Raw genomic sequence first — 11,941 nt, forward strand, 5'->3', positions numbered from 1 at the left:
CACAAACCCCGCCTTTCCGCCGCCCGGCGGGGGGGCGCCGGCTGCTGGGGGGGCGCCCCCCGCCGCGTGCGTCCCACCGCTACTGTTTCCACGATCCCGTCGGCGCCCCGGGGCTCCGGCGTCGTCGTCACCCGTACGGCGACTCCCCACAATTGACCAAGGCGCTCAGCAGGCCATCGACGCAACCCACAGGATGGACCGGCGCGGTCAGCCGGCTGGGCGCGGTGCCCCGGGGGCCGGCCACGGCACGTCAGCCGCGCCGCGCCGACCGGCAGGGCCGCGCAGTAGGCCACCGCGCAGACTAGTCTCGATGGTGTGAGCGGCGGGTACGCCGGCTGCAGGGGCGAGCGAAGCGAGTGGTCGCATGACGGTACGTCGGATCATGGGCACCGAAGTCGAGTACGGCATCTCCGTGCCCGGGCAGGCCGGAGCCAACCCGATGGTCACCTCATCACAGGTGGTCAACGCCTACGGGGCACGCCCCGAGCTCAACCGGGGTGGTCGGGCCCGCTGGGATTACGAAGAAGAGTCGCCGCTGCGCGACGCCCGCGGTTTCACCTACTCCGGGGCCGCCTACGACCCGGCCGAGGCGTTGGCTGACGAGGACCTCGGCCTCGCCAACGTGATACTCACAAACGGCGCACGGCTCTACGTCGACCACGCCCACCCCGAATACTCCACCCCGGAGGTCACCACCCCCAGAGACGTGGTGCGCTGGGACAAGGCCGGTGAACGGGTGATGGCCGAGGCGTCGCGCCGGGCCGCCACCATCCCGGGCAGCCAGCCGATCCACCTCTACAAGAACAACACCGACAACAAGGGTGCCAGCTACGGCGCGCACGAAAACTACCTGATGCGCCGGCAGACCCCGTTCGCCGACATCGTGGCGTACCTGACGCCGTTCTTCGTCACCCGTCAGATCGTCTGCGGCGCGGGCCGGGTCGGCATCGGCCAGGACGGCGGGCAGAGCGGCTTCCAGATCTCCCAGCGCGCCGACTTCTTCGAGGTCGAGGTGGGCCTGGAGACCACCCTCAAGCGACCCATCATCAACACCCGCGACGAGCCGCACGCCGATGCCGACAAATACCGCCGGCTGCATGTGATCATCGGCGACGCCAACCTCTCCGAGATCTCCACCTACCTCAAGGTCGGCACCACCGCGCTGATCCTCAACATGATCGAGGAGAAGGCGCTCGGCGCCGACCTCGGCATCGCGGACCCGGTCAGCGAGCTGCGCGCGGTCAGTCACGATCCCGGCCTGACGCACCGGATGCGACTGCGCGACGGTCGCCGGCTGACCGCACTCGACCTGCAGTGGGCGTACCTGGAACGGGCCCGGTCCTTTGTCGACGACCGCTACGGCACCGACGCCGACGAGCAGACCGTCGATGTGCTCGACCGTTGGGAGAGCGTGCTGGACCGGCTCGGCCGCGATCCGATGCTCTGCGCCGACGAGCTGGACTGGGTGGCGAAACTGCGGCTGCTGGAGGGTTACCGGGAGCGGGAGAAGCTGGGCTGGGGCTCGCACAAGCTGCAACTTGTCGACCTGCAGTATTCCGACGTCCGGCCGGAGAAGGGCCTCTACCACCGCCTGGTCACCCGAAAGGCGATGAAGACGCTGCTCACCGACGACGAGACGCGCACCGCGATGACCGAGCCGCCGGAGGACACCCGGGCCTACTTCCGGGGTCGCTGCCTGGCCCAGTACGCGTCCGAGGTCGTCGCCGCGAGTTGGGACTCGGTGATCTTCGACGTGGGCCGGGAGTCGCTCGTCCGGGTGCCGATGATGGAGCCGGAGCGCGGCACGCGTGCGCACGTCGGAGCACTGTTCGACCGCTGTGCCAGCGCGAAGGATCTGCTGGAGACGTTGACCGGCGGCTGAACGTACGTCCTTATGCCCGTCGCGTGCCGTAAGCCGGCGCGCGGCGGGCTTTTCGTCGCCCGCGCGAGGTAAGTTCATCGCAGACGATCGTGGAGGAGGCAGCAGTGGCCACTCATGACAGCGGCGGCCAGTCGCAGTCCGGCAAGTCCCGTCAGGGCGAGGAAATCGAGGACGTCACCACCGAGGCCAACCCCGAGGTGGCCGAGCGGCACGCCGAGATCACCGAGGACGTCGACGACCTCCTCGACGAGATCGACTCCGTCCTCGAAGAAAACGCAGAGGAGTTCGTGAGGGGTTATGTACAGAAAGGGGGTCAATAGGGGCATATGTCCGATTTGATCGACCCTCTGGGTAAGGCATGCCCGCAGTGCAAGAGGGTGCTGGCCCGCAGCGACTTCCACCGTGATCGGCGCCGGGTGGACGGCCTCGCCTTCTACTGCAAGGCGTGCGCCAATGGTCGGTCTGAGGCGAGCCGGCGCAAGCGGGGCATGGCGCCGCAGAAGAAGTCGCCGACGCCGGTAGGCGACGGTTTCAAGTGGTGTCCGGACTGCGAGCAAATCAAGTCGTTGGACGAGTTCCCCACCACCACGACCAAGGCCAGTGGTCGGCACAGCTACTGCAAGCCCTGCCACAACGCACGCGGCAAAGAGACGGCGCAGCGGCTCTACGGCGGGACTCGCGAGTACCACCTGCAGCGGCGGTACGGCGTGGGGGAGAAGGAGTTTCAGGAGCTCCTGGCCGAGCAGGGCGGGGTGTGCGCGATCTGTGGCGGTGCCGACCCGCAACATCTGGACCACGATCATCGCACCGGATGGGTGCGCGGGATACTCTGCTTCAACTGCAACGGTGGTCTTGGCCAGTTCCGTGACAGTCCCATGAGGCTGGCCAGGGCGATCACGTATCTGAGAGGAACCACGTGGCAGCGGGCTTTGATCCATCCGGGCGTCTACCAGATGTGTTCACCAACGCGGGGACGTCCTCCTTCACGACGTTCCTGAGTCGGGTGGCCCCCGAGATGCTGCCCGGCCGGCGGCCGTTGCCGCCGGGCATGGCAGCCGACCTGGCGCCGCACGCGACCACCATCGTGGCCATCTCGGCCGCCGGTGGCGTCGTGATGGCCGGCGACCGTCGGGCCACCATGGGCAACCTGATCGCCCAGCGCGACATCGAGAAGGTGCACCCGGCCGACGCGTACTCCCTGGTGGGGATCGCCGGCACGGCGGGCATCGGGATCGAGCTGATGCGACTGTTCCAGGTGGAGCTGGAGCACTACGAGAAGATCGAGGGCGCGATGCTCTCGCTCGACGGCAAGGCCAACCGGTTGGCGTCGATGATCCGCGGCAACCTCGGTGCGGCGATGCAGGGCCTGGCCGTGGTGCCGCTGTTCGCCGGTTTCGACCTGGCCGCAGGAGATCCGGCGCGGGCCGGTCGGATCTTCAGCTTCGACGTGACAGGTGGTCCGTACGAGGAGACCGGCTACGACGCCATCGGCTCCGGCTCGCTCTTCGCGAAGTCGGCGCTGAAGAAGCGGTTCCGGGCCGGCCTGTCCGTCGACGACGCCACCCGCCTCGCGGTCGAGGCGCTCTACGACGCGGCGGACGACGACACCGCGACCGGCGGACCGGATCTGACCCGTCGGATCTATCCGGTGGTGATGACCGCCACCGCCGAGGGCACCCGCCGGTTGACCGACGCCGAGACGGCGGCGATCGCCGAGGGCGTGGTCGCCGGTCGGATGGAGAACCCGGGCGGTTGAGCCCCGTCCACCCCCACCAGTCAGCTGTCGTCAGCACCGCGCCGTAAGGAGAACCGCCGCCGTGGCCATGCAGTTCTACGCCTCGCCCGAACAGATCATGCGCGACCGCTCCGAGTTGGCCCGCAAGGGCATCGCTCGGGGTCGCAGCGCCGTGGTCCTCAGCTATACCGGCGGGGTGCTCTTCGTCGCGGAGAACCTCTCCAGCGCCCTGCACAAGGTCAGCGAGATCTACGACCGGATCGGGTTCGCCGCGGTCGGTCGGTACAACGAGTTCGAGAATCTGCGCCGGGCCGGTGTGCGGATGGCCGACCTGAACGGGCTCAGCTACGACCGGCGTGATGTCACCGGACGGGCCCTGGCCAACGTGTTCGCGCAGACGCTCGGTGCGATCTTCACCGAGCAGTCGAAGCCGTTCGAGGTGGAGATCTGCGTGGCGGAGGTCGGGGCGACCGCGGACGACGACGAGTTGTACCGGCTGACGTACGACGGCTCGGTCAACGACGAGCCGGGGCGGATGGCGATGGGTGGCCAGGCCGAGGCGATCACCGGTGTGCTGAAGTCGCAGCACCGCGCGGACATGTCCCTCGGTGAGGCGGCCCGGGTGGCGGTGCAGGCGTTGAGCAGCGTCGGTGGTGAGGGTGGCGCGGCGCGCACGATCGCGGCCAACCAGCTCGAGGTGGCGGTGCTGGACCGTCAGCGGGTGGGTCGTACGTTCCGCCGGATCACGGGCGCGGCGCTGACGGCGCTGCTGGACGGTGATGTCGCGGCGGCCGAGCAGCCGGCCGAGGCGGGTGGGCCGGACACGCCGGCGCAGCCGACCACGGAGGCGCACAAGCCGACGACGTCGGCGGGCTCCGCCGACCTGGAGGACAAGCCGGCCGACGGCAAGTAGCATCCGCCTCGCCGGCTGCCGTGGGGTGGCCGGCGGTGGCGGCCGTCACCGCACGGCTGGTCAGGCCGCGGCGGGGTTGACGATCGCCTGGATGCCGACGAATGCGGCGACGGCGAAGACGAGCCAGGCGAAGGCGCGTTGCAGTCGGTGGGTGGGTAGCCGGGTGGCGATCCGGCCGGCGGCCAGTGAGCCGGTGACGGCGGCGGCGGTGAAGGCGGCGGCGATGCCGTAGTCGATGGTGGCGTCGCCGGCGTGGGCGGCGAACCCGGCTGCGGAGTTGATGACGATGATGGCCAGTGACGTGGCGACGGCGGCCGGCATGCGCAGGCCCAGCAGCAGGACCAGGGCGGGGATGATGAGGAAGCCGCCGCCGACGCCGAACAGGCCGGTGAGAAAGCCGACGCTGAGCCCGGCGGCGACGGATTTGGGCAGGCAACCACGCCAGTTGACGCCGCCGTCGGGCAGGGCGCAGTCACCGCCGGTGTCGTCGGTGTCCCGCAACATCCGTAGACCGGCGATGACCATGAGGACGGCGAAGCCGGCGAGGACGACCCGAGGGTCGAGGAGCCGGTTGACGGCGGCGCCGGCGAAGGTAGCGGCCGCGCCGGTGCCGCCGATGATGGCGGCGAGCCGCCATCGGACGAGGCCGGCTCGCAGCCGGGGGAGCAGGGCGGTCGCGGACGAGATGCCGACCACGAGCAGCGAGATGGGCACGGCGGCGGCGAGGGTGAGGCTGGCGCCGTAGACGAGGGCGGGTACGGCCAGGATGGAGCCGCCCCCACCGAGCAGGCCGAGCAGGACGCCGATGAGGGCACCGAACCCGACTGCGGCGATCATGTGTCACCCCCTCCCGGCCGGCCTGCGCCGACCGGCCGGGAGCGTGTGCCGTAGCGACAGGGCATCGCGCTACCGCTGGTCCGTGGTGAGGGCGCCGACGATCTGCTCGACACTGGTGCGGGGACCGCGGTTGTAGGGCAGTTTGGCCAGCATCATGCCCATGGCGCAGGTGTTGGTGAGCGCGGCGACGGTGAGGCCGGCGCCGACGAACGCGGCGGCCCACTTGACCGGTTCGATCAGGGTGCTGACGAGTACGGCGACCAGGACGATGCTGCCGGCGACGAGGCGGACCTGCCGCTCGAGGTCCCAGCGGGGCCTGCCGGTGGTGATCGGAGCGCGCGCGGCCTGCCAGGCGGTGATGCCGCCGGTGAGCACTCGCACGTTCGGCAGGCCGGCGCCGGCGAGGGCCTGCTCGGCCTGGGCGGCGCGTTGCCCGGAGCGGCAGACGAGCACGATCCGCTCGTCGAGGTGGGCGCGCAGTTCGTCGCGGTGCTCGCGCAGCAGGTCCAGGGGCACGTTGTACGAGCCCGGGATGTGCGCGCCCTCGAACTCGGCGGGGGTGCGCACGTCGATCAGCCGGGGCGCCTGGTCGGTGCCGAGCAGGTCGTGCAGCGCGGAGACGTCGACGCTGGCCGGGGTGCTGGTGGGTGTGGTCATGTGGTGTGGGTGCTCCTGTTCGGTGGTGCGGGGACGTTTCAGTTACCGGGAACGATGGGCAGGCCGGCGTCGGTGGCGGCGGTGTAGGCGTCGTCGAGGTGCACGACCTGGCGACCGGCGCGTTGCAGCAGGCTGCTGGCGGCGGCGGCCCGGTAGCCGGAGCCGCAGTGCACCCACACCGTGCCGGTCGGCACGTCGGTGAGGCGGTGCGGCAGGTCGGGCAGGGGGATGTGGACCGCGCCGTCGATGTGCCCGGTACGCCACTCGTTGGTCATCCGGACGTCGAGCACCACGTCGGCGGCGGGCAGGGCGTGTGGCGGGGTGCCCGCGCGGGCTGCGGCGAGGTCGGCGAAGGTCGCCGTGGTGAGGGCGGTCAGCCGGGTGTCGTCACCGGCGGCCCACTGCTCGGGGCTGCCGGTGGCCGCGGCGGCGGGCCGGTCGATGCCGATGCGGGCCAGTTCCCGCTGCGCGTCGGCGACCTGCTGCGCGCTGTCGCCGAGCAGGGTGATCGGGGTGCCCCACGGGGCCATCCAGCCCAGCCAGGTCGACATCGGGCCGTCGAGGCCGAAGCTCAGGGTGCCGGTGAGGTGCCGGTGCGCGAATGCCTTGCGCGAGCGCAGGTCGACCACCCACTCCCCGTCGGCGATCCGCTGAGCCAACGCGGCCGGGTCGGCGACGGCGACCGGGGTGAGGTCGATCAGGTCGGCGCCGGCGGTGTTACGGGCGCCCATGTGCGCGTAGTAGGCCGGGTAGGCGTCCAACCCGGCGAGGGTCTGCTGGACGAAGTCGTCGGCCTCCAAACGCAGCGCCGGGTTGGCGGTGCGTTCCCGGCCGATCGTCGACTCGGGGGCGTCGGACTGTGTGGCCGAGCAGAAGCTGCCGAAGCCGTGGGTGGGCCACACCTCGGTGCCGTCGGGCAGGAGGTCGGCGAGGCGGTGCACGGAGGCGTACTGGTGTTCGGCGAGGGTGTGGGCGTGCTGCTTGCCCAGCAGGTCGGTGCGGCCGGTGGTGCCGAACAGCAGGGAGCCACCGGTGAACACGCCGACCGGGCCGTGCTCGCTGTCGAGGACGTAGGACAGGTGGTGGAAGGTGTGCCCGGGGGTGGCTACGACCCGCAGCCGCATCCGCGTCGACACGGTGATCGCGTCACCGTCGGTGACCGGGCTCCGCTCGAAGTCGACAGTGTCGTCGGCTGCGACCAGGTACGTCGCGCCGGTGAGCCGGGCGAGGGCGAGCCCTCCGGAGACGTAGTCGTTGTGCAGGTGGGTTTCGGCGACGTGGGTGATGCGTACGCCGAGACTGCCGGCCAGCGCCAGGAATCGGTCGATGTCCCGTTGTGGGTCGACGACGATAGCCACCTCGCCGTCGTGGGCAAGATAGCTGCGGTCGCCCAGGGACGAGGTCTGTACGACCTCCACACTCACGTCAGTCACTGCTCAGTCTCCTCGTTCGGTTGCGGTGGTAGGTAGGCGGTCGGCTGTTGGCCCGAGCCCGGTCTCGGGAGACCGGCAAGCCGGCACCCGTGCCTGTCCGAGGTGGTGGGCGCATGGCGGCCAGCCGCCGCGGTGGCACACCGTCACCAGAACGGGCGTACGGGCGGCGGCTGTGTCGGTCGTACGTTCCCGCCGGCGGCGAGATGGCGGGGCGTTGCGCCCCACCTCGCCGTGCCGGTGCGGCTCTTTCACCCCGCCGGTGCGGTCCGCTGGCGGATACCCGGGGGACCGGGAATGCACGGGGCAGTCACCCCGGCGCGGGCGATGATCTCCGGTAGGTCAGGAGAGGGCCAGGAACAGCTTCTCGAGCTCTTCCTCGCTCATCGGCGGCTCCTCGCCGCGCCCACGAGCCGCCTGGCACTCTCGTAGGCCGGTTGCGATGATCTTGAAGCCCGCGCGGTCGACGGCGCTGGACACGGCGGCCAACTGGGTGAGGACCTGCTTGCAGTCGTCACCGTTCTCGATCATGGCGATCACGGCCCCGAGCTGCCCCTGCGCGCGCTTCAGTCGGGTCAGCGCGTCCTTCAGCATGATCGGACTCATCTCCACGTGTGCCCACCGCCCTCGTCAGATACCCCCGGGGGTATGTCGCTCGCTGATGGGACCAACATACCCCCGGGGGTATCCGTTCCCCAGTCTGATGCGGTGCTCTGCGTCACTATCGGAAGGCTGCGCGACCGCCCGGCGCACACGGGAGCCCGGCAGCTCCCCGGGCAGGCGTGGCCACGGGAGACGAAACCGCGCGATGGGAGTGCTCAGCCGGTGCGGGCGACGTCCAGAAACGTACGGCTCGCCGCCGTAGGTGGGCGTGACCACGGTGCGCCGGAGCGCGCCGGGGTCACGCCCCTGCGGCGACTCCCGGCGTCACGGCCTCGCGGCTCGACGACGGGTCGAGGGCCGAGCCTGCGGTGCGGGTGCCGCGTAGCAGGGCGGCCATGGTGGCGGCGACCACCACGGAGCCGATGGCGTAGCCGAGCTCGACCCGCAGTGCGGTCGCGACCGGGGCGAGGGTAGCGACCACCAGCGCGGCAACACCGACGGCCCAGGCGACGGCCTGTGCCCGGTGCCGGTCGAGCGCAAGCAGCGCCTGGCCGAGGACCATGGCCCAGAGGTAGGCGAGGGTGGCTGCCGCCAGCCAGGCGAAGTCGCCGTGGCCCAGGACGTCGGGCGCGTCGAACAGGGTCTGCACCAGCCACGGGCCGAGCAGGACGGCGAGCACGGCGCCGGTGAGGCCGAGCGCGGTGACGACGCCCAGGGCCCGGCGCAGCAGGCCGTTGAAGGCGGCGCGGTCGCCGGTGGTGGCGGAGGTGGCCAGGCCCGGGAGCAGGGACGCCTGCAGCGACGCGAAGACGAACAGCGGGATCCGGACCAGCACCAGCGCGGAGAGCAGGGCGCCGGCGGTGGCCACGTCGGACGGGTCCAGCACCTTGACGTTGATCACGCCGATGTTGACGACGACCTGGGACAGCAGGCTGGACGTGATGAGCAGGCCGAGGCCGCGCAGGAACGAGGCCCAGGCGACGGGCACGCCGCCGCCGATGGCCCGCAGGACCGGTGGGGCGGTGACCGCCACGCCGATCAGCGGCGCGACGATCAGGACCGCGCCGAACCAGACGGGGGAGGTGACGCCGGTCAGGCCGAGCAGGGCGACGAGGGCGATGCGCAGGCCGCCGTCGACGCCGAGCTGGGTGCCGTACCAGGGGAACAGTTGCAGACCGGAGAGCACGCCGCGGGTGGTGTGCGCGACGGCGAGCGCCGCGAGCGACCCGATGAGGACGGCGACCATGGTGTCGTCACCGGCGAAGAACCGGTCGGCGAGCGGACCTCGGAGGGCGATGATCAGCGCGACGATGGCGACGAGCAGACCGAGGGCCAGGACGGCCCCCCGGGCCAGCACGGGCCCGGGGGTGTCGCCCTGACTGTGCCGGCCGGCGACGAGGCGGGCGACCTCCTGCTCGACCGGCATGAACAGACCGATGCCGAGCGTGAAGACGATCGTCCAGAGCACGGACAGGGAGCCGTAGTCCGCGACGGTGAGGCTGTGCCCGGCGACCGCCAGGTGGACGTACGAGGCGAGCCCCAGCAGGGCCAGGCCGGCGCCGACGGCGACGGTGCCCGGTGGGACCAGGCTCAGGAGCCGGCGGATCACCGGCGAATGAGCGCCAACGTGAGGACGGCGAAGGCGCGGCCGAGGTAGATCATGGCCTTGGCGGGGGAGTGGCTGGGGGTGCCGGCCATCCGCTTGCGCATCGCCACGGGCACCTGGCGGATGGTGTAGCCGCGTCGGGCGGTGTGCACGAGCGTCTCCACGGTGTCGCCCAGGTATTCCACCGGGTACCAGGTGGCGAACATGTCGATCACCCGACGGTTGGCGGCCCGGAACCCGGAGGTGGTGTCGGTGAGCTTGGTGTGGGCGACGCGCGACAGCACACCGGAGAGCATGACCATGGCCCAGCGGCGGGGGCCGCGGACGTTGTAGTCACCCTCGCCGGCGAACCGGGCGCCGATCACCAGGTCGGTCTCGTCGAGCAGGTCGACGAGCTTCGGCACGTACCGGGGGTCGTGCTGGCCGTCCGCGTCGATCTGGATGGCGACGTCGTAGTCGTGGTCGCGGGCGTACCGGTAGCCCACCCGCATGGCGCCGCCGACGCCGAGGTTGTACGGCAGCTTGGCCACCCGGGCACCGGCCGCGGCGGCCACCGCGGCGGTGCGGTCGGTGGAGCCGTCGTCGATGACGATCACGTCGACGCCGGGCAGTTCGCCGCGGACCTCGCCGACCACGTCGGCGATCGAGCCGGACTCGTTGAGCGCCGGAATGATGATCAGGACCCGCTTGCCGTTAACCATCGTGGGACACCAGTTCGTCTCGGGCCGCCCGCTCCGCGTCGATCTCGGTACGGAGCAGGGCGAAGTCTTCGGCCAGGGTGCGGGTCTCTTCCTCCAGGTGGCTGACCTCCCAGCTGAGGTGCACGCAGACCAGCAGCAGGAAGATGATGCCGAGGAAGAGCACGAGGCTGACGCCGGAGGCGACGCCGAGCAGCTCGGCGACGTTGTCCAGCAGGCGTGGGAAGAGCGACAGGGGGATGACGATCACCAGGACGCCGAGCCAGAGCATGCCGTACTTCTCGCGCAGCTGCCGGCGGCGCAGCAGCTCGACGATGGTGGCCAGCAATATCAGGCCGGTCAAGCCGGTGACGAGGGTGAGCTTCATGCGACCTTCCACGGAGCGGGCGGAGCGGGGGAGTCGAATGCGTCGACGAGGGTGGCGTGCCAGTCGGGGAGCGACGGCAGGCCTGCGGCCGCCCAGCGGCTGTGTGCTAGCACACTGTACGCCGGTCGGGGAGCAGGACGAGGATACCGGTCGCTGGTGGTGGGTCGGATCCGGTCAGGGTCCAGACCGGCGAGCGTGAACGCCGCGCGGGCGAGCCCGTACCAGGTGGTCTGGCCGGCGCAGGTGCTGTGGTAGACGCCGGGGGCGGCCTGGCCGTCGAGGGCGGCGTCGGCCAGCGTGACGAGGTGTTCCGCGAGCCGGTAGGACCAGGTGGGCTGGCCGTGCTGGTCGTCGACCACGTCGATGTACTCCCGCTGGGTGGCGAGCCGGAGCATGGTGGCCACGAAGTTCGGACCGTGCGCGCCGTAGAGCCAGGCGGTGCGGACCACGTACCCGGTGTCGGGCAGCAGTCGGGCGACCGCCTGCTCGCCGACGAGCTTGCCCCGGCCGTAGGCGTTCACCGGTGCGGTGGGGGCGTCCTCCGGGTAGGGGGTCTGTGCGTCGCCGGCGAGCACGTAGTCGGTGGACAACTGGATGAGCCGGGCGCCGGTGGTGGCGCACGCCGACGCGAGGTTCGCCACGCCGTGGCCGTTGACGGCGGTGGCCGCCGCCTCGTCGGCCTCCGCGCCGTCGACATTTGTCCACGCCGCCGTGTTGATCACGATGTCGTGCTCGGCGACGGCCGCGCGTACCGCGGTGGGGTCGGTGATGTCCAGGTCGGCGCGGCCGGCGGCGGTCACCTTGAGGTCGGGCCGGGCGTTCAGCACGGTGACCAGGTCCCGGCCGAGCATCCCGCCGGCTCCGGTGACGAGTAGTCGGGTCATGCGGTGGGTGTGGTCTTGAGGGGTTCCCACCAGGTGCGGTTGTCGCGGTACCAGGTGACGGTGTCGGCGAGGCCCGCATCGAGGGTGATGCTGGGGGTGTAGCCGAGTTCCTGGTGGATTTTGGTGATGTCGAGGGAGTAGCGGCGGTCGTGGCCCTTGCGGTCGGTGACGGGCACGACGCGGTCCCAGCCGGCGTCGCAGGCGTCGAGGAGGCGGCCGGTGAGGTCCTTGTTCGTCAGTTCGGTGCCGCCGCCGATGTTGTAGACCTCGCCGGGTCGGCCTTTGTGTTGGACCAGGGCGATGCCGCGGCAGTGGTCGTGTACGTGGAG

Annotated in this window: 14 protein-coding genes; 5 read left to right on the plus strand and 9 right to left on the minus strand. The window is 71.0% G+C overall.

The genetic code is table 11. The annotated features are described in order from the left end of the window. Positions 1-364: 364 nt before the first annotated feature. The 5 genes from dop to prcA all read left to right on the plus strand — a co-directional run bounded on the left by dop (position 365) and on the right by prcA (position 4,530). Positions 365-1,882, plus strand: coding sequence for a depupylase/deamidase Dop (dop, locus tag AB0B85_RS12280; protein WP_357406400.1), 1,518 nt, complete (start codon positions 365-367; stop codon positions 1,880-1,882). 104 nt (positions 1,883-1,986) lie between these two features. After that, positions 1,987-2,202: a ubiquitin-like protein Pup gene (locus AB0B85_RS12285; protein WP_030332902.1), complete on the plus strand. Its 216-nt coding sequence runs from the start codon at positions 1,987-1,989 to the stop codon at positions 2,200-2,202. A 6-nt stretch (positions 2,203-2,208) separates the two neighbouring features. Further along, the gene (locus tag AB0B85_RS12290) at positions 2,209-2,880 is read left to right on the plus strand and encodes an endonuclease VII domain-containing protein (protein ID WP_357406402.1); all 672 of its coding nucleotides are present in this window, start codon (positions 2,209-2,211) and stop codon (positions 2,878-2,880) included. Continuing rightward, positions 2,799-3,638, plus strand: a complete 840-nt coding sequence (gene prcB, locus AB0B85_RS12295; protein WP_357406404.1) for a proteasome subunit beta — start codon at positions 2,799-2,801, stop codon at positions 3,636-3,638. Before AB0B85_RS12290 ends, prcB begins: the two co-directional genes overlap by 82 nt. Before the next feature lie 61 nt (positions 3,639-3,699). Further along, positions 3,700-4,530, plus strand: coding sequence for a proteasome subunit alpha (prcA, locus tag AB0B85_RS12300; protein ID WP_357406406.1), 831 nt, complete (start codon positions 3,700-3,702; stop codon positions 4,528-4,530). Positions 4,531-4,590: 60 nt separating this feature from the next. On the opposite strand, the gene AB0B85_RS12305 is transcribed toward prcA, so the two are convergent. The 9 genes from AB0B85_RS12305 to AB0B85_RS12345 form a co-directional block, all read right to left on the minus strand. Next, positions 4,591-5,367: a sulfite exporter TauE/SafE family protein gene (locus tag AB0B85_RS12305; protein ID WP_357406408.1), complete on the minus strand. Its 777-nt coding sequence runs from the start codon at positions 5,365-5,367 to the stop codon at positions 4,591-4,593. Positions 5,368-5,436: 69 nt separating this feature from the next. Beyond that, on the minus strand, positions 5,437-6,024 hold the full coding sequence (locus tag AB0B85_RS12310) for a rhodanese-like domain-containing protein (RefSeq protein WP_357406409.1): 588 nt from the start codon (positions 6,022-6,024) through the stop codon (positions 5,437-5,439). A 38-nt stretch (positions 6,025-6,062) separates the two neighbouring features. Beyond that, positions 6,063-7,457, minus strand: coding sequence for an MBL fold metallo-hydrolase (locus tag AB0B85_RS12315; RefSeq protein WP_357406411.1), 1,395 nt, complete (start codon positions 7,455-7,457; stop codon positions 6,063-6,065). A gap of 339 nt (positions 7,458-7,796) precedes the next feature. Then, complete coding sequence (locus tag AB0B85_RS12320; RefSeq protein ID WP_357406413.1) at positions 7,797-8,066, minus strand: metal-sensitive transcriptional regulator; 270 nt, start codon at positions 8,064-8,066, stop codon at positions 7,797-7,799. A gap of 289 nt (positions 8,067-8,355) precedes the next feature. Further along, positions 8,356-9,666, minus strand: a complete 1,311-nt coding sequence (locus AB0B85_RS12325) for a polysaccharide biosynthesis protein (protein ID WP_357406415.1) — start codon at positions 9,664-9,666, stop codon at positions 8,356-8,358. Next, positions 9,663-10,364 carry a glycosyltransferase family 2 protein gene (locus tag AB0B85_RS12330; protein ID WP_357406417.1) on the minus strand — a complete coding sequence of 234 codons (702 nt, stop codon included), beginning with the start codon at positions 10,362-10,364 and terminating at the stop codon, positions 9,663-9,665. Before AB0B85_RS12330 ends, AB0B85_RS12325 begins: the two co-directional genes overlap by 4 nt. Next, entirely contained in the window at positions 10,357-10,728 is a 372-nt protein-coding gene (locus AB0B85_RS12335; protein WP_357406419.1) for a DUF2304 domain-containing protein, read from the minus strand. The genes AB0B85_RS12330 and AB0B85_RS12335 overlap by 8 nt, the downstream gene beginning before the upstream one ends. Continuing rightward, entirely contained in the window at positions 10,725-11,612 is an 888-nt protein-coding gene (gene rfbD / locus AB0B85_RS12340; protein WP_357406421.1) for a dTDP-4-dehydrorhamnose reductase, read from the minus strand. Before rfbD ends, AB0B85_RS12335 begins: the two co-directional genes overlap by 4 nt. Beyond that, the coding region (locus tag AB0B85_RS12345) for a GDP-mannose 4,6-dehydratase (RefSeq protein ID WP_357406423.1) at positions 11,609-11,941 on the minus strand (333 nt) is incomplete at its 5' end. The genes AB0B85_RS12345 and rfbD, both read right to left, overlap by 4 nt.

It is taken from the genome of Micromonospora sp. NPDC049044 (assembly GCF_040649215.1).
Classification (GTDB): Bacteria; Actinomycetota; Actinomycetes; order Mycobacteriales; family Micromonosporaceae; genus Micromonospora.

Excerpts from the sequence above, each read along its gene's own strand:
- AB0B85_RS12335 (WP_357406419.1), bottom strand. The coding sequence starts at position 10,728 with ATGAAGCTCACCCTCGTCACCGGCTTGACCGGCCTGATATTGCTGGCC.
- rfbD (WP_357406421.1), bottom strand. The coding sequence starts at position 11,612 with ATGACCCGACTACTCGTCACCGGAGCCGGCGGGATGCTCGGCCGGGAC.
- AB0B85_RS12290 (WP_357406402.1), top strand. The coding sequence starts at position 2,209 with ATGTCCGATTTGATCGACCCTCTGGGTAAGGCATGCCCGCAGTGCAAG.
- dop (WP_357406400.1), top strand. The coding sequence starts at position 365 with ATGACGGTACGTCGGATCATGGGCACCGAAGTCGAGTACGGCATCTCC.
- AB0B85_RS12310 (WP_357406409.1), bottom strand. The coding sequence starts at position 6,024 with ATGACCACACCCACCAGCACCCCGGCCAGCGTCGACGTCTCCGCGCTG.
- AB0B85_RS12330 (WP_357406417.1), bottom strand. The coding sequence starts at position 10,364 with ATGGTTAACGGCAAGCGGGTCCTGATCATCATTCCGGCGCTCAACGAG.
- AB0B85_RS12305 (WP_357406408.1), bottom strand. The coding sequence starts at position 5,367 with ATGATCGCCGCAGTCGGGTTCGGTGCCCTCATCGGCGTCCTGCTCGGC.